This is a genomic window from Streptomyces sp. NPDC056161 (genome assembly GCF_042268025.1).
GTDB lineage: Bacteria > Actinomycetota > Actinomycetes > Streptomycetales > Streptomycetaceae > Streptomyces.
Genome location: NZ_JBHJUV010000146.1, coordinates 1 through 2,554, shown reverse-complemented (window position 1 = coordinate 2,554; position 2,554 = coordinate 1). Strand labels below are relative to the sequence as shown.

The following is a 2,554-nucleotide window of genomic DNA, read 5'->3' as shown; positions in this document are numbered from 1 at the left end:
GTCGGGTAGCGACGGCGCATTGCTGCGCCGCCGCCCCCTCGGAACCGTGCATGCGACTTATCACCGCACACGGCTCGGGCAAGCCACAAGGGCTGGCAGGTTCTACTGAGTTCGCTGTTCCGCTGCCACTTTGACTGAGCGTCGGTGGTGGCAGTAGCTATGCAGGAGATGGATGTGATTCCGATCGCCAGGACCATCATTATGCAAGGTCAACGCCTGTTTGCGGAGAGCCTTGCGGACGACGGTGAACCACGTTCCCCATTCTTCTGGCGTCTGTGGTTCCTGGTCGGCGTACAGAAGGTAGTCCCCGCACTCTGGACAGCGTCCTTCTTGCGCTTTAAGCAGGCGCAAGGTCGGCTGATCGAGGGGCGGAGGTTTCCTCCTGCGTCGTCGTTTGGCCCAGTATTCGGTCAGGTCAGGGTTGTCTGGTGACGCCCCGGACTTGACCGCCTGGTGTCGAACGATCGGAATCCAGGAGAACTTGATGAGGTAGGCACCGTTGTCACGGTTGCCGAAGACCCATCGGTCCTTCCTGGCGGTGTTGAAAGCGCCGTAGTACCGATCAACAACCCAGCGTGTGGGTTTGTTCTGGTGACTGTGTAGACCCCACCGGTAGGTGAGCCTCCACACGTAGGCGTCCAGCGCGTTGAATATTCGGCTGGACACCACGGTCCGGTAGTAGCAGGCCCAACCCTTGATGATGGGATTGAGCTTGGCCAGGACTGCCGCCGAATTCGCGCCGCGTAGGGCGTGCATCTCGTCGGCGAGTCGCTTCCGGATTCGTTTAATGGCGTCTCTGCTGGGCTTAATGATGAGCTTTCCGCTGTCGTAACGGCGGATGTTGAACCCTAGGAAATCGACCCCTTGTGTCAGATGGACGATCTGGGTCTTCTCTTCGTTGAAGGTAAGGCCCCTGGGATTCAGCCACTCACTCAATCGCGCTTTGACCCACTCGGCTTGCTCCTGGCTGGAGCATAAGGCGAGAAGATCGTCAGCGTAGCGGACCAGCACCGGGGCACCACGCACCACCTCGACGATGTTTCCGTCTTGGCCCGTGCGATATCGGACCCCGGCCGCACTCTCCATTCCATGGAGGGCGATATTGAGTAGCAATGGACTGATCACACCGCCCTGAGGCGTTCCCTCGCGGGTCGGGGTGAGCCAGCCCCTCTCAACCACACCTGCCTTCAACCAGCCGTGGATCAACTTCCTCGCAGGGAAGGTGCCGAGCTTGTTGAGGATGTGATCATGGCTGATGCGGTCGAAGGCTGCCTTGAGATCTGCGTCGAGCACCCACAGGCGTTTGGCGTTCTTTCCGCACGCTGTGGTGAAAATGGTTTCGATCGCATCATGACAGCCTCGGCCCGGCCGGAATCCATAAGATCTCGGCTCGAACCTGGCCTCCCACTCTGGCTCCAATGCATTGACGACACGGGCTTGTCGCACCCGATCAACAATGACGGGAATTCCCAGCGGGCGCCGCTTGCCGTTCGCCTTCGCTACATAGACCCTCCTGACTGGCCGGGCTTTGGGTTCTCGAACGGAGCGACGCAAGGCTTGCGTCAACTCTGTCTTGCCCTGAGAGGTCGTAATGACCCTCCCATCAATCCCCGGCGTCAGGCGTCCAGCGTTGACCTCCGTGACCTTCCGCACGCTGACCAGCGTGTTGGAAAAGCTCCGGAGCATCAATTTCTGCAGATTGCGGGCCTTCTTAAGGTCCCCTTCCTGCGTTGCCTTGAATATCCGCTGCCTCAGACGTCTTACCTGGGCTTCGGCATGCCCCCAATCGACGGCATCCCAGTGCCAGTTCAGGTCCTCCGGTCCGTTCACCAGACTTGGAGCAGGCACGACGGCCGGCGCCGCCTCGCTCGTCCGTGTTGTCATGGCGCCTAACTTGTCCTTCGGTTCGGTTGTCCTTGCGGCGTGAGCATTCAAAGGCTCACCTGGTCCACGTCAGCTCCCTTTCGGGCCAGGCAAGAGCCTGTATCCAGCCAGTTATACGGAGGTCACCAGCGGAGGTGCCAGTTCGCGACATCCGACTTCCTGTTTCCTTTCGGCTGCTGGCTTTGGCTTGTTGGACCATCCTGTTCCCGCTGGGGAGTTGAGCTCTCCTTACGGTCGGCCTACCGGTTATCGCCACCGGACCTCAACGGGGTTACCACGTTTCACACGATCGAGACACGGCTGGGAAGGGTGCCCGCTCAACTCCGAGGCTGCGGTGTCCTTACGGCTGCGTAGAGCTGCACAGCCGCCGCCTGCCGCTTTCCAACGGCCAGCCCTACACCCTGATCTTGCATGCCATCTCCAGGGCTTTCTGTGACGGAGCATCATCACGGGTTCACTTTCGTTCACCCATCAGCCTTTCCCTCGCCTGTTGCGCTCGGATGGTACGAGCGCCCTTGGGCTTGAACCCTGAGCTTCGAACCCCGCGATTACTCGCAACGCACGTCAGGGCGGGAACGGGCCTGTGGACACTGGCCCGGAATTACACCATCAACACCTCTGATCCTCCTTTCAGTGCAATTCACTCGCTTCGTGCGACTTCGTGTCGCAC

Annotated in this window: 1 protein-coding gene; it reads right to left on the bottom strand. The window is 60.1% G+C overall.

Annotated features, from left to right (window positions below; genetic code table 11):
* Positions 1-102: 102 nt before the first annotated feature.
* On the bottom strand, positions 103-1,884 hold the full coding sequence (ltrA, locus tag ACFC09_RS45970) for a group II intron reverse transcriptase/maturase (protein ID WP_376539174.1): 1,782 nt from the start codon (positions 1,882-1,884) through the stop codon (positions 103-105).
* Positions 1,885-2,554: the final 670 nt, after the last annotated feature.

Coding starts and splice junctions, on each gene's coding strand:
- ltrA (WP_376539174.1), bottom strand. CDS start 1,884: ATGACAACACGGACGAGCGAGGCGGCGCCGGCCGTCGTGCCTGCTCCA.